The sequence below is a fragment of the Candidatus Delongbacteria bacterium genome, from assembly GCA_020634015.1.
Lineage (GTDB): Bacteria > CAIWAD01 > CAIWAD01 > CAIWAD01 > CAIWAD01 > JACKCN01.
The window spans coordinates 1-22,471 of sequence record JACKCN010000007.1 but is presented as its reverse complement, the minus strand read 5'-3'; the positions used below and the strand labels follow the sequence as shown (position 1 = coordinate 22,471).

Annotated in this window: 16 protein-coding genes and 2 tRNA genes; 7 read left to right on the top strand and 11 right to left on the bottom strand. The window is 58.2% G+C overall.

From position 1 onward, the window contains the following. Positions 1-37: 37 nt before the first annotated feature. The 3 genes from H6678_12925 to H6678_12915 are packed head-to-tail and all read right to left on the bottom strand — an operon-like array spanning position 38 to position 3,332. Complete coding sequence (locus tag H6678_12925; protein ID MCB9474698.1) at positions 38-949, bottom strand: hypothetical protein; 912 nt, start codon at positions 947-949, stop codon at positions 38-40. After that, complete coding sequence (locus H6678_12920; GenBank protein ID MCB9474697.1) at positions 840-2,030, bottom strand: class I SAM-dependent rRNA methyltransferase; 1,191 nt, start codon at positions 2,028-2,030, stop codon at positions 840-842. Before H6678_12920 ends, H6678_12925 begins: the two co-directional genes overlap by 110 nt. A gap of 54 nt (positions 2,031-2,084) precedes the next feature. Continuing rightward, positions 2,085-3,332, bottom strand: coding sequence for a hypothetical protein (locus H6678_12915; GenBank protein ID MCB9474696.1), 1,248 nt, complete (start codon positions 3,330-3,332; stop codon positions 2,085-2,087). A 182-nt stretch (positions 3,333-3,514) separates the two neighbouring features. Between H6678_12915 and H6678_12910 the strand changes: the two genes are divergently transcribed. Beyond that, positions 3,515-4,852 carry an HDOD domain-containing protein gene (locus H6678_12910; GenBank protein MCB9474695.1) on the top strand — a complete coding sequence of 446 codons (1,338 nt, stop codon included), beginning with the start codon at positions 3,515-3,517 and terminating at the stop codon, positions 4,850-4,852. On the opposite strand, the gene H6678_12905 is transcribed toward H6678_12910, so the two are convergent. Genes H6678_12905 through H6678_12885 form a run of 5 tightly spaced genes read right to left on the bottom strand, consistent with a single transcriptional unit; the run spans position 4,847 to position 10,021 of the window. After that, positions 4,847-5,491, bottom strand: a complete 645-nt coding sequence (locus H6678_12905) for a polysaccharide deacetylase family protein (GenBank protein ID MCB9474694.1) — start codon at positions 5,489-5,491, stop codon at positions 4,847-4,849. The two genes, H6678_12910 and H6678_12905, sit on opposite strands and share 6 nt — an antisense overlap. Further along, complete coding sequence (locus H6678_12900) at positions 5,488-6,624, bottom strand: glycosyltransferase (GenBank protein MCB9474693.1); 1,137 nt, start codon at positions 6,622-6,624, stop codon at positions 5,488-5,490. Before H6678_12900 ends, H6678_12905 begins: the two co-directional genes overlap by 4 nt. Then, complete coding sequence (locus H6678_12895; protein MCB9474692.1) at positions 6,621-7,550, bottom strand: flippase-like domain-containing protein; 930 nt, start codon at positions 7,548-7,550, stop codon at positions 6,621-6,623. Before H6678_12895 ends, H6678_12900 begins: the two co-directional genes overlap by 4 nt. Further along, entirely contained in the window at positions 7,551-8,894 is a 1,344-nt protein-coding gene (locus tag H6678_12890; GenBank protein MCB9474691.1) for an SPASM domain-containing protein, read from the bottom strand. After that, on the bottom strand, positions 8,894-10,021 hold the full coding sequence (locus H6678_12885) for a glycosyltransferase (protein ID MCB9474690.1): 1,128 nt from the start codon (positions 10,019-10,021) through the stop codon (positions 8,894-8,896). Before H6678_12885 ends, H6678_12890 begins: the two co-directional genes overlap by 1 nt. Positions 10,022-10,200: 179 nt before the next feature. Here H6678_12885 and H6678_12880 point away from each other — a divergent pair. From H6678_12880 to H6678_12855, 6 genes are all read left to right on the top strand, one after another. Continuing rightward, positions 10,201-10,283 (top strand) — tRNA-Ser (locus tag H6678_12880). 30 nt (positions 10,284-10,313) lie between these two features. After that, positions 10,314-10,401, top strand: a tRNA-Ser gene (locus H6678_12875). A 148-nt stretch (positions 10,402-10,549) separates the two neighbouring features. Next, positions 10,550-11,584 (top strand): site-specific integrase, encoded by a 1,035-nt coding sequence (locus H6678_12870; GenBank protein MCB9474689.1) that lies wholly within the window; start codon positions 10,550-10,552, stop codon positions 11,582-11,584. 78 nt (positions 11,585-11,662) lie between these two features. Then, positions 11,663-12,451 carry a DUF932 domain-containing protein gene (locus H6678_12865; GenBank protein MCB9474688.1) on the top strand — a complete coding sequence of 263 codons (789 nt, stop codon included), beginning with the start codon at positions 11,663-11,665 and terminating at the stop codon, positions 12,449-12,451. Continuing rightward, on the top strand, positions 12,444-13,400 hold the full coding sequence (locus H6678_12860; protein ID MCB9474687.1) for a PD-(D/E)XK nuclease family protein: 957 nt from the start codon (positions 12,444-12,446) through the stop codon (positions 13,398-13,400). Before H6678_12865 ends, H6678_12860 begins: the two co-directional genes overlap by 8 nt. After that, positions 13,397-14,110 (top strand): hypothetical protein, encoded by a 714-nt coding sequence (locus tag H6678_12855; protein MCB9474686.1) that lies wholly within the window; start codon positions 13,397-13,399, stop codon positions 14,108-14,110. Before H6678_12860 ends, H6678_12855 begins: the two co-directional genes overlap by 4 nt. 149 nt (positions 14,111-14,259) lie before the next feature. Here H6678_12855 and H6678_12850 read toward each other — a convergent pair whose 3' ends face one another. The 3 genes from H6678_12850 to H6678_12840 form a co-directional block, all read right to left on the bottom strand. Then, positions 14,260-15,204 carry an SUMF1/EgtB/PvdO family nonheme iron enzyme gene (locus tag H6678_12850; GenBank protein ID MCB9474685.1) on the bottom strand — a complete coding sequence of 315 codons (945 nt, stop codon included), beginning with the start codon at positions 15,202-15,204 and terminating at the stop codon, positions 14,260-14,262. Positions 15,205-17,167: 1,963 nt separating this feature from the next. Next, a complete protein-coding gene (locus H6678_12845) occupies positions 17,168-21,106 on the bottom strand; it encodes an SUMF1/EgtB/PvdO family nonheme iron enzyme (protein MCB9474684.1) in 3,939 nt (1,312 codons plus the stop codon). 9 nt (positions 21,107-21,115) lie between these two features. Next, a complete protein-coding gene (locus H6678_12840; protein ID MCB9474683.1) occupies positions 21,116-22,219 on the bottom strand; it encodes a fibronectin type III domain-containing protein in 1,104 nt (367 codons plus the stop codon). Positions 22,220-22,471: the final 252 nt, after the last annotated feature.

Below are 22,471 nucleotides of genomic sequence, written 5' to 3'. Positions count from 1 at the left end.
CCTTGCAGCAGGCGTGATGCCAGCGGAGGATGCTGGCCTAGCAGCAGGCGTCCTGCCAGCGGCGGGTGCTGGCCTTGCAGCAGGCATGACGCCAGCGGAGGTTGTTGGCCTTGCAGCAGGCGTGATGCCAGCGGAGGTTGCTGGCCTTGCAGCAGGCGTTGTGCCAGCGGAGGGTGCTGGCCTTGCAGCAGGCGTCGTGCCAGCGGAGGATGCTGGCGTGGCAGCATGCGTGACGCCAGCGGAGGATGTTGGCCTGGCAGCAGGCGTTGTGCCAGCGGAGGATGCTGGCGTGGCAGCAGGCGTAATGCCAGCGGAGGTTGCTGGCCTTGCAGCAGGCGTCTTGCCAGCGGAGGATGCTGGCCTTGCAGCAGGCGTGATGCCAGCGGAGGTTGCTGGCCTTGCAGCAGGCGTCGTGCCAGCGGAGGATGCTGGCCTTGCAGCAGGCGTGATGCCAGCGGAGGGTGCTGGCCTTGCAGCAGGCGTCGTGCCAGCGGAGGATGCTGGCCTTGCAGCAGGCGTTGTGCCAGCGGAGGTTGCTGGCCTTGCAGCAGGCGTCTTGCCAGCGGCGGTTGCTGGCCTTGCAGCAGGCGTCGTGCCAGCGGAGGATGCTGGCCTTGCAGCAGGCGTTGTGCCAGCGGCGGATGCTGGCCTTGCAGCAGGCATGATGCCAGCGGAGGTTGCTGGCCTTGCAGCAGGCGTCGTGCCAGCGGAGGATGCTGGCCTTGCAGCAGGCGTTGTGCCAGCGGAGGTTGCTGGCCTTGCAGCAGGCGTCTGTGCCAGCGGCGGTTGCTGGCCTTGCAGCAGGCGTCTTGCCAGCATGCGTCAGGAAATCCTGACGGTCAGGGCAGATAGACCCGGCAGAGCATGGCCTTGAGGTAGCGGGTTTCGGGGATCGCGGGGTGAATCGGGTGGTCGGGCCCCTGGCCGCCTTCCGCCAGGATCTGGACATGGCGGTCCAGATGACGACCGCTGGCCCGCAGTGTGTCCACCATCTGGTCGCGGGAGAGGTGCATCGAGCACGATGCGGCCAGCAGCAGGGCATCGGGGCTGAGCAGGCGCATGCCCAGCTCGAAGATCCGGCGATAGGCGCGCAGACCGTCCTCGGAGTCCTTCTTGCGTTTGATGAAGGCGGGCGGATCCACGACCACGATGTCGAAGCGCTGGTCCTCGTCCTTGAGCTCCTTGAGCACGTCAAAGGCATCACCGACACGCGTGCTGACCCTGTCGCCCACACCATTCAGCTCCGCATTGCGCGCCACGAAATCGAGGGCGAGGGCCGAGGAGTCCACGGCCAGTACCTCGCTGGCTCCGTGTGCCGCGGCCTGCAGCGAGAAGGCCCCCACATAACTGAACACGTCCAGCACGCGTGCATCACGGGCATGGCCCTGCAGCCAGGCCCGGTTGGGGCGTTGGTCGTAGAACCAGCCGGTCTTCTGGCCCTGGCGCAGGGGCACGCGCATCCGGAGGCCGTTCTCGATCAGCTCCACCTCGTCGGGAGTCACACCGAAGGCATCCTCGACCGTGCGTTCCAGACCTTCCAGGGTCCGCATGCCGCTGTCGTTGCGCAGCAGGATCGAGGCGGGTTTCAGCAGCTTGCGCAGCGTGTCCACGATCTCGCCGCCCAGCCTGTCCATGCCCGCCGTGTTCAGCTGCACGCTCAGGTGGTCCCCGAAACGGTCGACCACCAGCCCGGGCAGCAGGTCGCTCTCGCCATGCACCAGGCGATAACACGGCTCGGAAAAGAGGCGCTCACGCAGTGCCAGAGCCTGTTCCAGGCGACGCTTGAGCCGACGTGGTCCCAGGGGAGACTCGTCTCGGCTGACCATTCGCCCACAGATCAGGGATTGAGGATTGACGAAGGCCATGCCCAGCAGCTGGCCGGAATGGGTTTCGACGCGGGCCTGTTCACCCGGGCCGAACTGCTTCAGCGGGGTCTGGGCCGTGTCCACTTCGTTGCTGTAGATCCAGAGGTGGCCGGCGCGCAGACGACGGTCCTCGTTGCGCGCCAGGCGCATGGTGCGGGTTTCCACGCGGACTTTCCCGGCCCCGACGGACCGTGATGCTTGCGGTTGATGGTAAGGGTCTCAGGCCCGGGAAATCGGCATGGTCATGCAGCGGGCGCCACCCCGACCACGCACCAGTTCGCTGCCGTGGAAGGTCACCAGATCCACGTGCGCTTCCTCGAGGGCCTGCAGGGTGCGCGAGTTGCGCTGGTAACACACGACACGTCCGGGGGCCAGCGCGAAGGTGTTGGCCGCGTCATTCCACTGCTCGCGCAGGGCGGCCACGATGTGCTCCTCCTGCGAAGGATAGAGGTTCAGGCGCCCACCCACCCAGACGGTCCAGTCCGGGTTGATGATCTCCAGATTGGCCAGTCCTTCGAGCACATTGGAAACACTCTCGCGGCGCCCGTCGCTGTGCATCACTTCCAGGCGCGAGCCCTGGGCCAGTTCCTCGGGCGAGGGCCCGGTATAGCGATGGTGATACTTCTCGCAGATCGCCTTGGCCTTCTCGGCCACGCCCGCGTAGTATTCGGGCCGATCCCAGAGGTAAGGCAGGGTCAGAATGCGCTGGCGGTCCACGAAGGTCAGCACCGTGTCCAGGTGCATGAACTCGCGCTTGGCCGGCAGAAAGACCTTCAGCACGCGCTCGACCGGAGTATTCTCGAACAGGAACCGCGCCAGGTGTTCCACACCCGCCTCGTTGGTGCGCTCGCCCACGCCCACCATCACGGTGTGCTCGTCGGCCACCAGCACGTCACCGCCCTCGACGCGCGCCTCAGGATCCTCGATCAGTCCGCTGTAGACCTTGAGGTGTGACCAGTCGGGGTGCAGCGAGAACACCGACTGCAGCAGCCGGCCTTCCTGCTTGCGTGCGGGCCAGAAAAGGTGCGCGATGATCAGGCAGTCATGGATCACGAAGGCCGGGTCGCGCGTGAAGTACAGATTGGGCAGTGGAGGCACGGGAGTTTCGGGAGTGATCAGGTAACGGTTGGGCCAGCCATGGATCAGATGCCAGGGCTCGAGGCGCTTGAGGTCCACGCGGGCCATCAGTTCCTCGCCAAGGAAGTTCAGGTACACCTTTTCGCGCAGGGTGCGGTCCTCGCAGACTTCCTTCAACAGGTCCAGCAGATAGACCACGTTGACACCGCTGACCGAGAGCTCGTCGGCAAATCCCCGGTGCTCGCGCCGGGCGGCATCCAGGTCGAGGATGTCGTCAAAGAGCATCGCGTCCTTGTTCCAGGGCACTGTCTTGCGGTGTTCGAATCCCGGTTGGTGGATCAGTACGGTCTGCAGGCGGCCCACTTCGGAAGTGATGCGATGAGTCTTCATGGTCAGGTTGCCTCTGGGTTTGCCACGCCCGCTGGAGGCGCGATCGACAGACGCTGAAAATAGAGCATCGCGGCCAGAATCCGGAATCCGCCAGGCCCCCTTCAGCTGGCCCGCATGGCTGCCGATACGCCGCCGGAGCCCTCCACCATGCTGGGCTGCAACACCAGAAGAAAACAGGGACCATGAGTACCCAGCTTCAGGAAACTTTTGCACTGGAACTGCTCGGACCGGACGACTTCCGGGTGTTCCAGCGGCAGGATGGCCAGCTTCGGGCCGTGCTGGGCTGCGGCCTGGGCATCGCGCTCATCGACCGCGGTGCCGGTGTGGGAGGCATGCTGCATCTGCTGGGCAAGGCGCTCGAGTCCACGGAATCCTGCGAAGGCATGCTGGATCGATTCCTGGACGAACTTGAAAGCAACGGGGCGCGATCCGAGCATCTGGAAGGACTGATCACGGGCGGGGCCGAGCTGGGCGGGGTCAGCCTGAGCCTGTCGGAAGAGCCCGGTACCCTGTTGTCCTCCCGGCTCCTCGAACTCCTGCGCCAGCGTCAGTTGCCTCCATTGAGCTGGGAAACCGGCGGCAACCGCGGTTATCGGCTCGAGCTGGACATGGAGAGTCTGGACTTCCGTTCAAGCCTGATCCACACCGAACCCGAGGCGGAGCTGGTTGACCCCCGGGCGGCCGATTCCGCTTTTTGCCTGCAGGATGCGCTGCAGCAGATCAAGCCGATTCCCCAGATCGCCCTGGAAACCCTGGCCATCCTGGCCAACGACTCCTACAGCATGAAGGAACTGGCGGCCTGTGTCCACAAGGATCAGGTCATCACGGCGCGCGTGCTGGGCTGGTGCAATGCGGCCGGAGTGGTGGGCGGACACGAAGTCAGCAATCTGGATGCCGCGCTGGTGCGCATGGGCGAGAAGAAACTGATTCGTCTGATTCTGGCGGCCACGCTCAGCGGGTACTTCGTCGACCAGGACACGGGCTATGCCCAGAGCCGGGGCGGCCTGTTCCACGGTGCGCTGGCCTGCGCGGCGATCACCACGGAACTGGCCCATCTGCTGGCGCCGGAACTCTCGCGCATCGCGTATACGGCCGGCCTGCTTCACGACATCGGCAAGGTGGTGCTCGACCATCATGTCTGCCGGGTGGCACCTGAATTCTATCGTGTGCTGCGTGACGAACAGAGTCTGCTGGCTGCCGAAGCCAAGGTCATCGGCATCACCCATCCCGAAGCCGGGGAGAAACTGGCGCTGGAATGGGAACTGGCCGAGCCTCTGGTGCAGGCCGTGCGTTGGCACCATGAGCCGCGCAAAGCCACCGAGCATGGGGACCTCTGCACGCTGGTCTGCCTGTCCGACTGGCTCTCGCGCATTCTCTGGGAAGGCCAGCAACCCTGGATGGCGCAGGAGATGGAACTGACCACCTTGCTGGCGCGCTTCGGCATGTCACCCAATGCACTGCCAACCTTGCTCTCCGCGCTTCCACTGCGCGAAATCCACCGTCAGGTCATGCTCTCATAGCTCCGTGGTGAAGGGGTCGGCCAGCGCGATTCCTCTCGATTCCAAGCCATCCAGCAACCCGGGCAGCGCCGCCAGTGTGTGCGCCGCTCCTCGTCCCGTGCAGTGCAGCAGCAGGATGTCCGCCGGGCGGGCATGTTGCAGCACCCGGTCGATGAGTGGAGCCGCCGCCGTGACGGCATGGTCCTTGGGGTTGAGGTTCCAGAAGATCGCGCGCTGCCCCGCTCCGGCCAGCGCGCCGTGCAGCCAGGGCGCCCATGACCCATAGGGCGGCCGGAACCAGGGCACGGACTGCCCGCTCAGGTGTTCCAGCAGCTGGCGCGCCTGGGTCAGTTCCAGTGTGACACGCGCGGGCGACAGTCGTCCATGGCGCACGTGGCGCAGGCCATGGCTGCCGATCCGGTGACCGGCGGCAATCAGCTCACGCACCCTCTCCGGATGCTCGGCGGCCCGTTCGCCCTGCAGGAAGAACACGGCCTTCAGGGCGCGCTCGGCCAGCAGGGACGACACCCGCAGACTGTTCTCCGACGGTCCGTCGTCGAACGTGAGCAGCAGACTGTTGCCACACGCAGGAGGCAGTCGATGCACGCCACCCTGCCAGAGTGGCCAGGGCCAGCTGTCCCGGTACCACCAGCCGGTCATGGCGTCCTCCAGCGCAACAAGGCCAGACGCGCCTGCCAGGGAACCCAGAGTCCGTAGCACAGTTGGCCCAGCCAGGCCAGCGGGAACAGGTGCAGCAGCGTGCTCCCGCCCAGCGCGCGGGCCGCACGGCAGGTGAACCAGGCGTCGGGCAGCAGTTTCAGCAGCCAGACACCGATCGCCACCCAGGCCGGCAGCTGTCCGAGAACCGCCAGAATCAGCACCAGCGGCAGTTCCAGAAAGAGGGCATAGGCCGCAAGCGCCGCCAGAATCGCGATCGGGTCGGGATAGTCGCCGCCCGTGCTGGTCCAGCGAGCCCGTTGGCGCAGGAACTGGGCAAGATTCTGAGGTGCCCGCGTGCGCACCCGGGCCTCGGCGGCCAGCCAGGGCCTCAGTTTCCACTGTGTGCGACGCGCCATGCGCTGGATCAACAGGGTATCGTCGCCACTGGCGATGTGGGCGATGCCCTCGAATCCGCCCGCATCCTCGAAGGCCTGCCGGCGCCAGGCGATGTTGGCTCCGCTGGCGAAGAAGGGGCGGTCCATGGCGAAGCCCGCCAGACCGGCTCCCAACAGACCCATGTACTCCAGGCGCAGAACGCGCTGGAACAGTGTCGAATTCTCAGAGTATGTCGGGTCCCGGGGCTCGGCGTGGAACACGGCCGCACCCGCCACCAGGCCTGTGCGCTCGCTGAAGGCCGAGAGCAGGCTCTCTGCCCACTGTGGGGAAACCACGGTGTCGGCGTCAAGAATCGCGATGATCGATCCCCTTGCCTGCTCCAGGCCTTTCAGGATCGCCGCCTTCTTGCCGCGCTGCTCCGGGTCCGTGGCCAGAACCTGCAGCTTCGGGCCGGGCAGCGTGGCCGCATCCTGCAGGACTCGGCTGGTGGAATCGCTGGAGCCATCGTCAATGGCGATCAGTTGCAGCTTCTCATGTTCCAGGGTCTGCGACCGCAGGGCCGCCAGTGTGTCACCCACCAATTCCTCTTCGTTGCGGCAGGCGATGATCACGCTCAGGCTCAGCCCCGCTTCACTCGTGGGGCCTTTCATGCGAGCGAGTCGGGCCAGGGCCACACCCAGGCGCCACACCGCAAGGGCGTAGAGCGCGGGCAGAATCAGCCAGAGCCAGGCGCTCATGAGCGCCTCCCGCCGCCTGCCAGCAAGGGCAATGCCAGCAACGCCGGCAGCAACGCATTGATGCTGAAGAGCACGAGCGAGGCGCTGATCGCGATCACGGGGTCCGCGCCCAGCGAGGCGTACAGGGCGCCGGAGAACAGTTCACGCAGGCCCAGGTCGCCGAGGCTGAAGGGAAACAGCGCGCTGAGAAAGAAGGTGCTGCCGGCGGCCGCGGGCACCAGGGGGTGGCTGAAACCCAGGCCTCCGACCAGCAGGCTGAACTGCAGGATGAAACACAGCCAGAAGGCGACTGCCCAGCCCAGCAGCGCCAGGCGGCGTGAGCCATCCAGAGCGCCAAGGCCTTCGCGTACCTGATGCCAGCGGGGCTGGCGGTTCAGCCAGTTCCAGCGTTCGAGCCAGGCCAGCACCCGACTGGGCTGCAGCAGCAGAGCCAGAACAGCCAGGTGGCCCAGCAGGGACGCTCCGCCATAGATCATCACTCCGGTGGAGAAGAGTGCGGGAAAGGCCGTGCGGGGCATCAGCCAGAGGCAGAGCGCGCCCGCTCCGACGGTGACCAGGGATGAGACCAGACGATCCAGCAGGGACAGCCCCGCCAGACGCGAGCGTGATACGCCCCTGAAGACCAGCACGCGCGCGTGCTCACCCACACGACCCGGCGTCAGCAGTCCGCCCAGCATGCCCAGCAAGGTGGACCGCAGGATTTCGCGCGCCGGTGGAGGAGAGGGCAGGCTGCGCAGCAGTGTGCGCCACTTGAGGTACTGGAAGCCGATGTTGGGCACCAGCAGCAGCAGGCAGAGCCCGAGGATCGATGCGGGCAGGATGCGGAGCTGGGCCAGCACCTGATCCAGCTGGACCTGGCGAAAGACCAGAACCAGAGCCAGGGCCGTGACGCCCAACCGCAGCAACCAGCTCCAGGTCCTGCTCACTCAGGGCTCCCGCCGGGCATCCCGTTCGCGGCGTTTCAGTGCTTCCAGTTCCTCGATGGGCAGAGGACCGTGACCCAGGGACAGGCCGGCCACGCCGGTCCGCTCCGAACGGCGCTGTTCGCGACTGCCCGCGGTGCGCGGACGGGCTTGCTGTGCGGCCTTCAACCGGGCTTCCTGCTCCTGGGTGCGTGCCGGATCGCTGGGGGTGATGCGTTCCAGGGTGCTGTCGATGTTGCGCTTGATGCGCTCGGCCAGTTCCTTCTCGTCGGGCCGCGCCACCGTGCTCTCGTCGACCGTGCGCGACAGATCCACGTGAATGTCCTTCTGTTCGTGGAACAGCTTGACACCCTCGCCGCAGTTGCGACACATCTCGAGCCGGCTGCGGTTTTCCATCAATCCGGCGCGGAACTGCTGGTAGCGCGAGCTGCGCCAGACCTCGCGGAATCCCTGCTGCTTCATGTTGCCCATGGGGAAGTCCACGTCCTTGTCGAAACAGCACACGGCGATCTCGCCCCCGGCGTTGACCACGGGCTGGTTCCAGAGCTTCTGGCAGCGATTCTTGTAGCCGCCCTTGAGCGCGAAGTGCTGCTCGCCGTCGCTCTCGATGACCTGATAGCGGCTCTGGGCCAGGTTGTCGGGCAGCCAGATGGGAATGTCGGCGTCGTCGTAGATCTGCACGGTCTTGAGGGTCAGCCGGTCCACGCCGCATTCCTGGGCCAGGCGGGTGATCGCCGGAATCTCATGCTCGTTGTGACGCATGATGATGAACTGCAGATGGATCACGGGCGTGGCACTCTTCAGCCGGCGCTTGGCCTGTACCAGCCCCTTCAATCCGCCGATCACCTGCTCGAAATTGCCGCTGCGGCGGTAAGCCTCGTAGGTGGTGGCGCTGGCTCCGTCCACGCTGACCAGCAGGGTGCCCAGTCCACTGCGAACCACCGCTTCCGGGTCTTCCAGGTAATGGCCGTTGGTGGAGCCATAGGTCCAGAGCCCACGATCGGCCGCGTAGCGCACCATGCGCAGGAAGTCCTTGTTCATGAAACTCTCGCCCTGGTTCCAGAGCAGAATCATGAAGGTGCGGCTCCAGACCTCGTCGATCACCTTGGAGTACAGTTCGAAGTCCATGAAGGACCCGTGCCGCCGCAGAGTACCGGCTCCCGTGGGGCAGAGCGGGCATTTGAGGTTGCAGAGATTGGTCGGTTCGATCATCAGCACCGTGGGCAGACCCCAGACGATCGGACGCCGCAACACGAGCGAAAGACCATATGAGAGGTAGAGCGTGAACGCGTTCCAGATCCGCGAGAGCCGCAGGGTATGCTTGATGAACAGCAGATTTTCGTGCATCAGGAGTCCTCTTGAAGCCGCGGGCCAGGGCCGGGATCCGCCTTCCAGCGGTACCCGCCCAGAGTGCCCAGCAGGCTGTAATACAACAGCAGAATCGGCCACAGCGGCAGCAGCCAGGGCAGGTCGGGGCGCAGGCGCCGTTCGCCCAGTCCTCGGGCACTGCGATCGAGAGCCCACCAGGCCAGGGCCCAGAACGCCAGCAGTTCGGGACCCGCCCAGCTGGCGTGACCGGCCAGGCCGGCCAGTCCTTCCAGCAACAGACTGAGGAAGGCGCTGCCCAGCAGCAGATGCCGCCAGCGTTGCCAGCCCTTCAGTCCGGGCAACTTGCCGTAACGTCTCCGGCGCTGCTGTGTACGCTGTCCGGAACGAAAAGGTGCCCGCGTATGCACGCGGGTTCCCGCGGCGGCGAGGAAGCGGCAGGGAAGGCCCTGTGATACCAGTTTCTGCAGAAGATAGATGTCATCGCCGGACCCCAGGCCTTCAAGCCCCGCGTATCCGCCCACCGTGCGCAGGTCGGCCGCATGCAGGGACCAGTTGCCCCCACGCGCGAAAGGCGGTCGGCCCACAAGGCATCCAGACTGCACTTGAGCCGACGCCAGCAGGCTTTCCAGCGCGGCGATCCGGGGTTCGGGAATCACCACATGGCCCAGCACGACCCGCGCTCCGCGGGAATGCTCAGCCAGATGTCCCGCGATCCAGCCCGGTTCGGGGCGGCAGTCCGCGTCGGTGTAGACGACGATGCCCTCGGGGATCGATTCCAGCCCATGGGCCAGCGCGGCCGTCTTGCCGCGACCCGGATTGCGCAGCAGCAGGCTGCCGGGGAAGGCCGGCAATTCCATCCGGACTCTGGTGGGCCCGGCGTCCGTGGAGCCATCGTCCACCAGCACCAGCCGGAAGCCTCCCGGGACGGGGTTCTGCTCGCGCAATGCCTTGAACAGTTCGGGCAGCACGGCCTCCTCGTCGCGGAAGGCCACCAGCACCGTCACCGGCCCGGGAAAGCCGTCCACTCCGCCATGGCGCGCCCTGCGCAAGGCGGACTGCGCCCGAACCAGGGCCAGCAGTTCGCCCACCAACAGCAGCTTGCCCGGCAGGCCCAACAGGAGTCCGGTCCAGATCAAGACATTCAAGGCCGACTCTCCCGTGGTCTCCAGCATGCAACGGCGTTCTCGCAGGGCCGATCAACATGGTTGAGACCGGCTGCTCATGCAAGGGCGCCGATTCCGGAGCGCGAAGTGGGATCAGCGCGATTCTCGGGGGTGGTCGCCTTTGCTTTGTCTGAATCGAAGGCTATATTCTGCGCCTGCCTGGAGGAATAGTCTAACTGGTAAGGCAGCGGTCTTGAAAACCGCCGGGCTTGCGCCCTTGGGGGTTCGAGTCCCCCTTCCTCCGTTGACGTCCAAACGGCGGAACATCATCCCTGGAGAGGTGGCAGAGTGGCTGAATGCGCGCGCCTGCTAAGTGCGTGATGGTCAAAAACCATCCGAGGGTTCGAATCCCTCCCTCTCCGTATCACAAGCGGAACGTCCTGAAAAACAAGGCGTTCCGCTTTTGCTTTTTGGAAATGTTCCAAATCTGTGCCAAGCTTCCCGACGTGATACCCCATTTGGTACACGATTCCGGAGGCCCCTATGGCGCTTACAAGAATGCCGAGACTAGTGCCCCGCAAGAACCCCAGCGGGGAAACTGTGTACCAAGTCCACTACACGATCAATGGCAAGCGAATCAAGAAAGTGGTGGGGCCACGGAAAGATGTTGCCGAGAAGGTTGCCAGGCAGATCTTCCTAGACAATCAGGACGGGCCAGTTGCCCAGGCAACACCTGTTGTGGTGCCCACCTTGGCAGAATGGACAGATAGATTCATTCAGGTCAAATTCAGACGTACGGCTGAATCCAGCCAACGCCGGTACCGCATCTACGCCAATCACTTCCTGACCTTCTTCGAAAAGCACTTTCGACCTGTAACACGGATTGACCAGGTGACCCGAGGTCAATTGGAATCCCACATTGAAGACCTGTTGAAGTCGGGGAAAGCCAACAAGACGTTGAATGGTCATATCCAGTATCTGCGATCCCTGTTCAACATGGCCGTGGATGACGACATCATCCAAAGCAGCCCAGCTTCAAAATTGAAGTCCTACCCAGAATCCAAAGGGGAAAGACCCCCTTACTGGACTTTCGAACAAGTGCAAACCATTCTGGATCACACTCCCGATTGTTGGCGAGATATCTTTCAGTTCCTGTATCTGACTGGTTTGCGTAAGTCAGAACTGATTCACCTACGCCACCAGGATGTCAATCTGAATGCGTCACCACCCAGCATCGACATCAGTTCACATGATGGATGGACCACCAAGACCGGCAAGTCGCGAGTCATTCCACTGAACCCGGTGGCTGTCGAAATCGCAAAACGGCAACCAGCAAGCGACAATCACCCATTCCTGTTTTCAAGCGTCAAAGGCAACAAGCTGGATGAAGACAAGATCTACCAGGCGCTGAAGAAGGTGCTTGGACAGATTGGACTGGAAGGTGATGTCCACAAATGGCGTCATACCTTCGCTTCCCATCTGGTAATGAAGGGAGTTGGCATCGAAACCGTCAGCAAACTGCTGGGCCATACGACCCTTGAAATGACGATGCGATATGCCCACCTGGCCCCAGATCATCTGAAATGGGCCGTGGACAGGCTGTAACTGTCAATCCGTGTTTTCCATCCCCCTTTTCTGGCATAAGAATGTGTGACAAACACCTACCCAGAAACCGGAGGATCGATGAAGAAATCACTGTCTGTCAAGGACCCGTTCGCGCCCATCGAACGGGTTCCTTTGTTCACACCGTCAGGGATGCAGTCCAGTCGCTACGCGATAGTATTGGATCCGCAGGGCCTGCACGAGGAAGTGGGCATTGTCAGCGAAGACTACAACCTGGTGGAGAACCAGCGTGTAGTCGAATCAGCCCAGCGGGTCCTGCACGAGGCCGAGCTGGAGGCCACTGAAGGCCGCGTCATCTTCGACGGCAAACGGTTCAGTCAACGCTGGGTCCTTCAGCAAGCCACATTCGATGTAGCACCTGGTGACATCGTTGCGCTGACACTGGATGCCTGGAACAGCTACGACGGTTCAGCACGCTTCGGTGTTGCTTTCAACCTGCAGCGCCTAGTGTGTTCCAACGGCATGTTGATGGACCAGCTGCTCGGGGGCTTCCGCTTCAAGCACAACGCAGCGCACGGTGAAGACTTCGATGTGGAAGTGGAAGAAGCCGTCAGCCGTCTGAAGATCTTGGCAGGCAGTGTACACCGCTTGGCACCCCAGTTCCAGCAGATGACACAGAAGCGTCTGAACATCGCGGGTATCCAGCAGACTTTCCGTGACCTGGAAGTATCCAGACCCCTGATCGCTGACATCTTTCAGGGACTTGAAGGCACAAGCCTGTGGCAGGTTTACAACGCCTACACGGATGTGCTGACCAAGATGAACACCTTCGCATCCGAAGGCATCAACAGACGGGTCACATCCTACTTCCTGGACAAGTGCGCCTTACCGGGAGGGCGTCATGGATGAGCCGCTCAGACAGAGCACAATTTATTCGGTGCTCCGTTGTTCCTACCAACACCACCTGCGAACCACAGATCCAACCAGCCAGGCCTTCCGACATCCAGCTGCCGTCTTCGGTACTACCATTCATAGTCTGATAGCCCGAATGCATGCTGGAGAATGGAACATGGATCTTGAACCGGCCTTCCTCGAAGCCTTCGAGAGGGAAGTGTCCACGGACTCCCATCAACCTCAGGAACGCATCGAAGACCTGAACGGGCATTGGGCGACAGCACGACAAAACGACAGTCCGACACTGCCGATCTGGTGGAAGGACGAATTGGCTGAACGCGAGACCTACCGTGCGGACGGTGTCGCCATTCTGGAAGGGTATCGCAACAAGGACTACAACCGTAATGCGAAGATCCTGTTGGCCGAAGCATCCTTTGCTGTCAAGGTCGGGAGACAGACATTCAACGGCACCTTGGACCAACTGCGTCAACATCCGGATGGCAGTCTGGAACTGGTGGATTTCAAGACCAGCAAGGCAGCTCCACCACAAGCCTATGTGGATCTGGACTACCAGTTGGGCCTGTATGCCTATGCACTGAAGCACGGCACATTCTTGGTCAAAGGTCAGCTGATACGCCCCAATGTGATGCCAGACAAGCAGACCCTGTACTTCCTGCGGCACCACATCCCTTACAAGCGTGCTACTGGTGGCAAGCTGGCTGGTGAAGAACGTGGCGATCCCCGCATCAGTACCACACGATCAGCAGAACAACTGCGGGCATTGAAACAAGATGTCAGTGCCGTAGCACGGATGATCAAGCTTGGTCTGCATCCCAGAAGCCCCGATCCGATGAAGTGCGGCTGCTGTGCCTATGCCGATGCCTGCAGAGGTGCTACACGGGATGCAGCATTGCCAACGGGCAAACTGGATGATCTGTTGATCCAACTGGAGAACATCGCATGAACCCCATCATCACCCTGGAACAGTTGCCATCCCTGGAACTGGACCTGCAAGCAGAACTGGATCGGATGACCGAAGGTGTTCGCATGTCCTTGCCCCGTGTACGCGTCGAACATTCACCTTCCGGCAAACACAAGCTGTTTCTGGATCTCGGACCCCGTCTGGAAGACGAGAACGATGTGCAGGAACCACTGAAAGGCAACAAGCTGTCTGGAATTGTGATTGCACACCAACACATCCGCGCCATCTTCGAAGAAGGGGCTACAGCGCCCTTGTGTGCTGCGGTGGATGGTCACCCTACTGTGGATAACCCCCAAGCAGGATCGTGTGCCTCGTGCTCCCTGAGCGGCTTTGGTAGCCATTGCAAGCCCAAGGTGCGGTTATTGGTGCTCGCCCCTACGGAAAAGGGTGAACTAGCCCTGTGGGTCTTTCCCTTGTCACCGACGAGTATCAAGCAGTGGAACCGTTATGTGCAGCGTCTGGCACGAAGCAAAGTGCCTTACGTGGCTGTCAATACACGGTTTGAGCTGAAGGACATCCAGCGTCCGCCTTATCGCTACGCAGAAGTCGTAATGACAGCGGAACGGCTGATCACCAAGTTCGAGCTGGAACAAGTCAAGGAAGCCCGGTCTGTCTTCGATGATGTGCTGGGCACGGTGGTCAAGGATGACTACTCGGATCCAGGTGACGCAACGGGGGAGGGCAAGTCATGAGTCGGTCGAACGAAGACATTGCCAATGCCTTGCGCGAGCTGATCAACTTGATTCGTTTGCTGTTTCGGAAGACGAGAGTGTGAACTGTGGGGCTCCTGGGAAACTGGGAGCCCCTTACTTGATCCCTTTGTGTTTGCAATGTTGTGGCTTCAATTAACTGCGTATACTCTGCAAACTCGAAATCCGTAGACCCATTCTACAACGCCTGGATCGGCTCTATCGAGGCCCATATAGTTCTGTAACTCTGATGCAGGTGAAGAATAGTGCCCCCCCCGAGTAACTCTTTGAGAGTTTCCAGCATAAGTACTACCAATTGGGTCCGTAACAGGATTTGGGGAGTAAAGATACACGCGATCATTGCACCATTCATTTACATTTCCCGCCAGACAATTGAAGCCAAGTTGTGATTCCCCTTCAGTGTATGCAGATGCCTCAGAAGTCCATCCTAAACAAACACCGCCGTGGCGCGAGTTTGCGAGATCGCAGTTAGGTTCTGAGTCTCCCCATGGGTATTCTCTACTGTCGTTGTACCGGGCCGCTCTTTCCCATTCTGCGGATGTGGGCAGCCTATATCCAGTGGCGTTGTAGGGATTTCCTGATCCGGTACTGCTTGGGATGCCCACACCACTGCCAGTTCCGTAATACTCTTCTAAACTTTCCTGATTACTCAGCCAATTGCAGTACAGTGCCGCACCGTGCCAGCTCACTGCCGTAACAGGCAAGGAGGATGGGTCATAGCCTAACGGATATGCATACCCAGGTCCTGTATCACCAGCAATCCAAGAACTAGGTTCTACTGTAAAACGGTTTTCACTATCGATGTATCTAATCTCTGACCACTGACCAGATCCATTTCGAATTGTTGTCAGTATTTGTTCTGTCACATTGGAGTAGACATTAATTCCCGTGATTGTACTTTCACTAACGTGAATACGATTATGGCTGATTGCCCAATTCAAGTACTCGACGTACTGTTGGTTAGTCACTTCGTATCTCCCAAGCCAAAATGACTTTGTAAGGGTTACTTCGTGTAGTACTGCATTTTCTCCATTGTCTGCTCCCATCATGAATGTGCCAGCAGGTACAAGAATCATTGGAACAGGAAACGGATTTCCATGCCCCGCCCCAACAACAACAACCTTGAAGCACGACCGAACATCGCCACCAGGAGTGCTCACGAAGTACGATGTCCCGGAAGTCGTTCCAATCCTTGTTCCTGCATTCGGTGTGAAGAAGGGATCCACGGATGAGTGCACTTCAAAATGTTCTATGGCCACAGGGGATTGCCCGTAGATATCTGTGGTAGGTGCGGTCCAAGTCAGTTGAATCCCGTTACCTTGAACGGCTGCATGCAGATCAGTCACTGGAAATACCTGCGAACCTTCTGTCACCTTCCGAACACGGTTGGATGCCGGGCTTCTGTTAGCAGCTTGATCTACAGCCCACATACGGAAGTACCATGCAGTTCCGGATGCCAAACCAGTAACCGTTGTCGTGTAAGTGCCGATCTGGGCAAGTGTAGGATCGTCGCTATCGGTCCACAGCAGATCGGATTCATCGACCAGGGAATCAGTCGAACATCTGAACTCGTACCGGGCGAAGTGGTCTTCAACCGTTGGCAAAAACAACAACGTCACACTGTTTGCACTACTTCCGCCTGTCAACAGAGTAGATGAAGTGGGGGGAATGGAATCTGGTTCGACAATGCTGACATACCAGTCATCTGAAATGCCTTCAGTTCCGCTTGTGCCACTGTATCCCCATAGACTAGTCCCACTTCGGGCTCGCAATTCGAATGCTTGGTGCAAGCCGTCATTTGCATAGGCTACTTGTGCTGCAACTTCCAGCGTCCCTGCATCAATTGTACCAGGTAAGGCAGTCCAGTCTTCAGAACCTCCATCCGAATAGTCCCCGTCCCCATTGGAATCGATGCGAATTTCAAGGTCTGAGCCGGAAACCCCAAGCGGGTGTGTCCAAGTGCAGCCCACCGTTCCGACAAGTCCATTCCAGATAGCAGGTGGCTGTGAAGGTACAGGAGCATTTGCAATCGGTGGGGTAAGCACGCCATTGAGAAAGAAGTCATCTATGCGCCAAGAAGCCCCACCAACGACGAATTGCCCCGTGAACACAAAAGCAAATCGAACATTGGTGGCACCGTCTGCCCAAGATGAAATGTCAGTTACGACGTTTCCACTGATCGTTGCCTCATAGGACATCAGATCCTGCCAAGCTACGCCACCGTTGGTGGAGTACTTGACAGTGGCTGTAGAACTGGCATGCGTGTAGTTGTGGGTGTAGCCCAGTTCGATGTCTTGGTATCCCGTTATGTTGAATACAGGGCTGATCAACCATTCCACTTGTGGGACACTGAAGGCGGTCTGCGATGTTTGGACGGCCCAATCATTTCCGGATTCCAAGATAGGGGCCCATGGTGTTGTCAGTGTGGCGGATTGGGACTGGACAGTCCATCCAAGAGAGAGCTGCCCGCCTGCATTAAAGTGTTCTTGGTATGTATAGAGCTCAGGAGGGGTTATTCCATCACAAAACATCGATGAGAATGTGGTCGGTTCCCAAGGAGGATTGGCCGGTCCCGGAATGTAGAAGACCGAGAATGGGGGAATCGTCACGGTTTCGGTGCCGCACCCATAATCAATGGTGAACGAGTTGATCGGGGTGGGGCTGAGGATCTCGGCGTCCCGCGTCCAGACCGCGTGGTACATAAGGGGGAAGCCGGACGGGCCGCTAAAATCGGCTTCATAGCTGTTGCCAGGGGCAAAGCCGATGTCCGCATAGACGTGCGCGGGTGCCGCGCTGCCGGAGAACAGGATTGGATCGAAATCAATCCAATACTCTGCCTTGCTAGTATTGACTACCAATGCAATTGTGATGGCCACATAGATTTTCATATCTGACTCCAATGCTCTGCACGTTCCCGTTTTCCAGTGTACTGGTCATTCGGAAAGCTATCGCTGGTTGTCCGCGATGATACAACAGGGCGTAGTCGAATGCTACGGCATTCGTCATCCACCAAAAGGATAACTGGTTTTCTTAGTCTGCTCATTCAGAGAATAGCATTAGAACTTCGGCGTGTCGAAGTGCACGGCTATACAGTCTTATTTCATCGATCTTTCCTTGGAAGTAGTTCTGTGGTCCGGATACGCCTTCTGCATAGCGGCCTATGGTGAGCTCCTGAGCAGATGATTGCATAGTGCTGTTCGTAGTCACAGCGTCTGAGAGTTCAGCATCACAGTAAAGTCTCAATTCTTGCCCATCCCAAGTCACCACGTAGAAATGCCACAAGTCGTCAAAGTACGACGGTTCTCCCGAGAGCGTGAATTGAGACGTTGTGAATATATGAGCATGGATTCCCGTTGAGTTTGCTTGAAGTACATATTGGTTTACACCACCTGATTCACCATTCCAACGTCCAACCAACCCAGCATTTGAATGAAGATGATTTGTTTGTGACCAGGCGCAGATTGAAAATGCTCCTTGGAAGTCAAAGTCCATCGAACTTCCACAGTCGATGTAATCTGATTCACCGTTAAAGCTCATCGCATTATCAGCGATACCATGACGATCCACTGCCCCAACAGCTCCATGTACAATGCCGTGGTTCAGATTGGAACTCAAATCCATCCCATTGGCGTCAAGTGGGTAGTGTCCTACTAGCCCAATGCTCAAGGAATCAACTACAATTGCTCGAGTCCTTACCACTCTAAACCCTATCCACGCACGACTTGTCCCGATCGTGTATCCCTGACGCGTCGTGGATTGTGCGTACACCAACGGAGCATTACCGAAGTCACTTCCACGGCATGCCCGTCGTGTTCCTGAAGCGACTCCGATTGGATCAGTCGTTTCCAGCAGATTGTACTCAGCGCCATAGAAGTCATTGGTGTATTCCAGGATGTTTCCGATCAGGTCTTTGATACCCAATGCATTGTCGCTCAAGGGATAGAGACCGACGGTCTTCGACCACCCCACACAATTCAGGTTGGCATACTCGCATCCCAATGGTTCAGTGTTGCCCCAGGGATACAGGCGATCATCGTTGTAGCGGGCCGTGTACTCCCATTCGGCTTCGGTGGGCAGTCTGTACCCTTCGGATGCGTAGGGATTGTGGCTTGAATCCGTACTCCAGTTGCCTTGATAGAACGGCACCAGACCTTCGTGCAGACTTCGCCAATCGCAATAACAGGCGGCTCCATACCATGTGACTTCCTTGACGGGGTGTCTACCGGGGTCATAGCCATTGGGATAGGCTGAACCAGGGCCCCCGTATTCGGTTGTGTGGTCTCGGGCCAGCAGCGTGAACACACCGGTTTCAGTATCGAAGGCCAGCTCGCAGTCCGGATCATCCAGATTGACCAGTTCCAGGCCATAAGCCTGTACCGTCGTGGCTGAGGCCGTTACATGGCCCTGGTCATAGGCCCACTGCAACACATTCAGGTAGTCTTGGTTGGTGACTTCGGTGACGTCCATCCAGAAGTCATGGGTCAGGGTCACCGGGTGGGCACTTCCATGTCCATTGGCATCGGGACCCATGGTGAATGAACCCGAAGGAACCAGTCGCATGCCCGTCAAAGGCGCACCCAATCCACTGCCAATGGCAACGACCCGGTAGAAGGCCATGATGGATTGAGTTCGCTGTTGGGAGATCACGTATTGTGGGTCTGTCGTGGTTGCAATCCGGGTTTCCGCATTGGGAGTGAACCAAGGGAAATCAGAAGCATGGACTTCATAGCGCTCGATGGCTACCGGTACATCTCCATTCACATCGGTAGTGGGGGGAGTCCAGGTCAAGCGGATGCCACTTGAATCGACAGCAGCATGCAGATCCTGCACAGCGGCAAGCGGTGTGCCGCCTGTGACCTTCTGCACCACATTGGATCCGACGTTGACATTGCCCGCTTGATCCCTGGCCCAGAGCTTGAACCAATACCCGGTACCGGGTTGCAAACCAGCGACAGTGGTCACGGTGGTTGTTCTGGTGTTCAGGTCAGAATCCTGTTGTGGCCCCCAGATTGGATCATCAAGGGTGACTTGAGCATCCGTTGACACATGCACTTCATAGGCATGGAAGCTCAGGTCAGTTGCAAGGGAGAAGATCAGCTCGACGGCGTTGTTGCTTGCTCCGGAGGTGAACAGATTGGATATGGTGGGTGGAGTTGTGTCAGATCGTACCAACACCATGTCACTGCTGGCTGTGTTACCTGCCGCATCGGTTGCGCGGAACTGCACACGGTACTGACCATCTTCAGTCAGTTGCAAGGTTTCCAGCACAATGATCTGCGGACCCGACGTATACCCTGAAAGGGTTGCCCAGTCTTCCAAAGGCCCATCAAAGATCCCGTTGTGATTCCAGTCGATCCGCCAATCCAGTGTGGTAGCATCCACGCTGGAGCCTGAGTCCACAATGGTAACGCCAAGGTTGAACGAATGGGAAGCTGTCCAGGACGGATTGGGTTGACCAATCGGCAAGTAGTCGCTGAACACAGGAGGATCCAGATCAGCATTGACGATCACGTACCAGTCATCTGCAATGCCTTCAACACCACCGGTGCCGGAGTATCCCCAAGCTCCTGCACCGCTGTGACTACGGAATTCGAAACGGTACAGCCCATTGGTCGCGAAGGTGACGGCAGATTGAACCAGCAGATCGATTTCGTCTGTTTGATCGGGTAGTGCAGTCCAGTCTTCGGCTCCGCCGTCCAGATAGTCTCCGTCTCCATTTGCATCAATCCGAACTCCTAGATCAGATCCGGACACGGTCTGAGGATGATGCCAGGAGCAACCGATCACACCGGATGTTGAAAGCCAGGGAATCGGGGGTTGTGAAGGCAAAGGCGTATCCGTATGCGGTGGTGCCGGGATGCCATCCAGATAGAAGTCATCAATCCGCCAGAACGAGCCGCCCGTTGGTGCGCTTGCGATGAACCGGAATGCAAACCGAACATTGGCACTGCCATCAGCCCAGCTGGACACATCGGTACTGAAAGCACCAGTGGTTGACGCGGTGAAGGTCTGCAAGGTGTTCCAAGACAGTCCACCGTTGATGGAATAGCGCACAGCAGCACTGGACCCGGCATGGATGTAGTTCTGGGTGAACCCCATTGTGATGTCCTGGAACCATGTCAGGTCATATACAGGGCTGATCAGCCATTCATCGAACACAGGATCGAATGCCGTGTGTGACGTTTGGATTGTCCAGTCATCCTCAGCTTCCTGGATAGGGACCCAAGGGGTGGTAAGGGTTGCTGACTGGGATTGGATGGTCCAACCGTTGGGCATGCTGCCTGCGTGGTCAAATGATTCGTTTGCAATACCCAGGAATTGGGGATTACCGTTCGACAAGTAGACAATATCTAGCGGGTCCAGTGCTTGGTCAAAAATTGCAACTTCATCAATCAAACCATCAAAGTGTTCACCCATTCCATCATATTGCCGACCGATTCGCGTAAATGTTCCTCCTGCAGAGAACAAGATTGCCTGTCCACGAGATGAAACAAAGGATCTATCCAAGTACAACTTCGTATCTGCTGCACTTCTAACTACTGCCACATGGTGCATTGCATTGTCGTTGGGAAACAGAGTACCGCTATTTTGCCAGTCATCACCAACACGAATCAATCTTTGATGCTGATGGCCAATATAGAACGGAACAAACTCACCGGCCTGGCCTTGTGAAATGAATTCAGCATTTGATGTTTGGAGATTGGCCTGCAGTACAAACATAGATACAGTGAAATCACCTTGGGTTGGGATCAAGTGTTCTGCAAATTCTACATAATCGTCAACGCCATCCAATACGAGTTGACCACCAACGATACCTGCGCCATTCAGTAATGTCCCATCTTCTTGACCAACTTGGTCTTCGACCAATCCATTGTCGAAGTCATAGAAGTGAATTGGCCGAAGTATTTGTGCAAATGCGATGGAATGCACGAAAAGGCACAACAAGCCAAAAGTGAAAGAATTTATCTCGCTATCCATGATTTCTTCCTAGTTGTGTTGTGTCGACAAGTCATAAAGTCTGTTGATTGGATCACCAGGCAAAAATCCAAGCAATCCAGGATTGATCCCCTTCCAAGCAACCACACGATAACTCATCAGACTTCGGAAGCGGGTCACAAGGAAGTGCGTGTATCCTGGTGTTTCAGTTGCCCCTTGGTAGTACCAATAGGCCTCAACCTGGGGATCAAGCTCGTTGTAGAAGATCAAGTAGTAGTCAGGTACAACCGGATTGCCATAGATGGTTTCGGTAACAGGAGACCATTCAAGTCGTGCGGAATCATCCGGAAGGATGCTGATTGACAGATCCATAACGGGTAAGGGGATGGGGCCCGCTTCACCGACCAATGGAATTGTATGGTGTCTAGGATTGTCTGTATTACTTGAGTCTGTATCTGCCCAAACATGCAAGGTATCTCGGTGAACCCCTTGCACTATAGGCGCGAATACTAAACCTACATAGTTCGACACCATCGGCTGAACCACAGATAGCCCACTGGAAAGGTAGAATGATGAACCGGAGATTGTGAGACTGTCGACATCTACAAGCCTACACGTTGCCCAAAGATCTAGCTGGAAGTCTGCACCCTGTCCTGGTTCTGTAGTGATCAATTCCGGTGTAGTGAACGCCAGACTTGACGATTCGCAATACTGCTCTGCCCCCATCTCGATTTGTGCTCCATCTGGATCCAACAAACCTGTTTGTCCTGCGTCGATACACGGCGAAGTACTGGCAAGACGAAAATCACCTTCAGTTTCAAGCAAGAATTGCGGGTCCTCGTTGATCAATCCGTTTACTCCGCTCGTCCATCCTTGAATGTCACTCCACCCATGGTAGTTGGGGCCGTTGCCCCAAATTTGACTTGAAGACACAGTTCCTTCAGTACCAGTATTTCCCCAAAATATGTTTGAATGCTCATGCAAGATTGAAGCATAATCAAATTTCACTCCTCCAACCGTATTGACCAGTCTGCCAGTATTGTTGCATATTGTAGATCTGGATACTTCTATATCGTACCAAGGATTTTGTGATTCATGTGTCGGCACATGATGAAAGACGCCTCCGCCGTTATCCGCACTGCAGTTGTAGATCACGCACTTCGTTATCGTCAACGATGTATATGATGCATATATGCCACCGCCATTTGAACCATCAGTTGCTATGCAGTCATGAATTCTGCAGTTAGTCACATTGCAGGAGCTTGTAGCGATTATGCCACCCCCATTAAATCTGCTTCCATTCCGTATTGTGACACCAGAAATATGTGTCGCATTGGCATTCGGACCCACCTGAATTCCGCCAGCGAGATTTTCACAATCAATTACTGTAATGCGGGAGTTAGTCGA

Bases quoted from the DNA above. Each gene is read 5' to 3' on its own strand.
- H6678_12925 (MCB9474698.1), bottom strand. From the start codon at position 949: ATGTCCAGATCCTGGCGGAAGGCGGCCAGGGGCCCGACCACCCGATTC.
- H6678_12915 (MCB9474696.1), bottom strand. From the start codon at position 3,332: ATGAAGACTCATCGCATCACTTCCGAAGTGGGCCGCCTGCAGACCGTA.
- H6678_12910 (MCB9474695.1), top strand. From the start codon at position 3,515: ATGAGTACCCAGCTTCAGGAAACTTTTGCACTGGAACTGCTCGGACCG.
- H6678_12905 (MCB9474694.1), bottom strand. From the start codon at position 5,491: ATGACCGGCTGGTGGTACCGGGACAGCTGGCCCTGGCCACTCTGGCAG.
- H6678_12900 (MCB9474693.1), bottom strand. From the start codon at position 6,624: ATGAGCGCCTGGCTCTGGCTGATTCTGCCCGCGCTCTACGCCCTTGCG.
- H6678_12890 (MCB9474691.1), bottom strand. From the start codon at position 8,894: ATGCACGAAAATCTGCTGTTCATCAAGCATACCCTGCGGCTCTCGCGG.
- H6678_12865 (MCB9474688.1), top strand. From the start codon at position 11,663: ATGAAGAAATCACTGTCTGTCAAGGACCCGTTCGCGCCCATCGAACGG.
- H6678_12860 (MCB9474687.1), top strand. From the start codon at position 12,444: ATGGATGAGCCGCTCAGACAGAGCACAATTTATTCGGTGCTCCGTTGT.
- H6678_12855 (MCB9474686.1), top strand. From the start codon at position 13,397: ATGAACCCCATCATCACCCTGGAACAGTTGCCATCCCTGGAACTGGAC.
- H6678_12850 (MCB9474685.1), bottom strand. From the start codon at position 15,204: ATGATTCTTGTACCTGCTGGCACATTCATGATGGGAGCAGACAATGGA.
- H6678_12845 (MCB9474684.1), bottom strand. From the start codon at position 21,106: ATGGATAGCGAGATAAATTCTTTCACTTTTGGCTTGTTGTGCCTTTTC.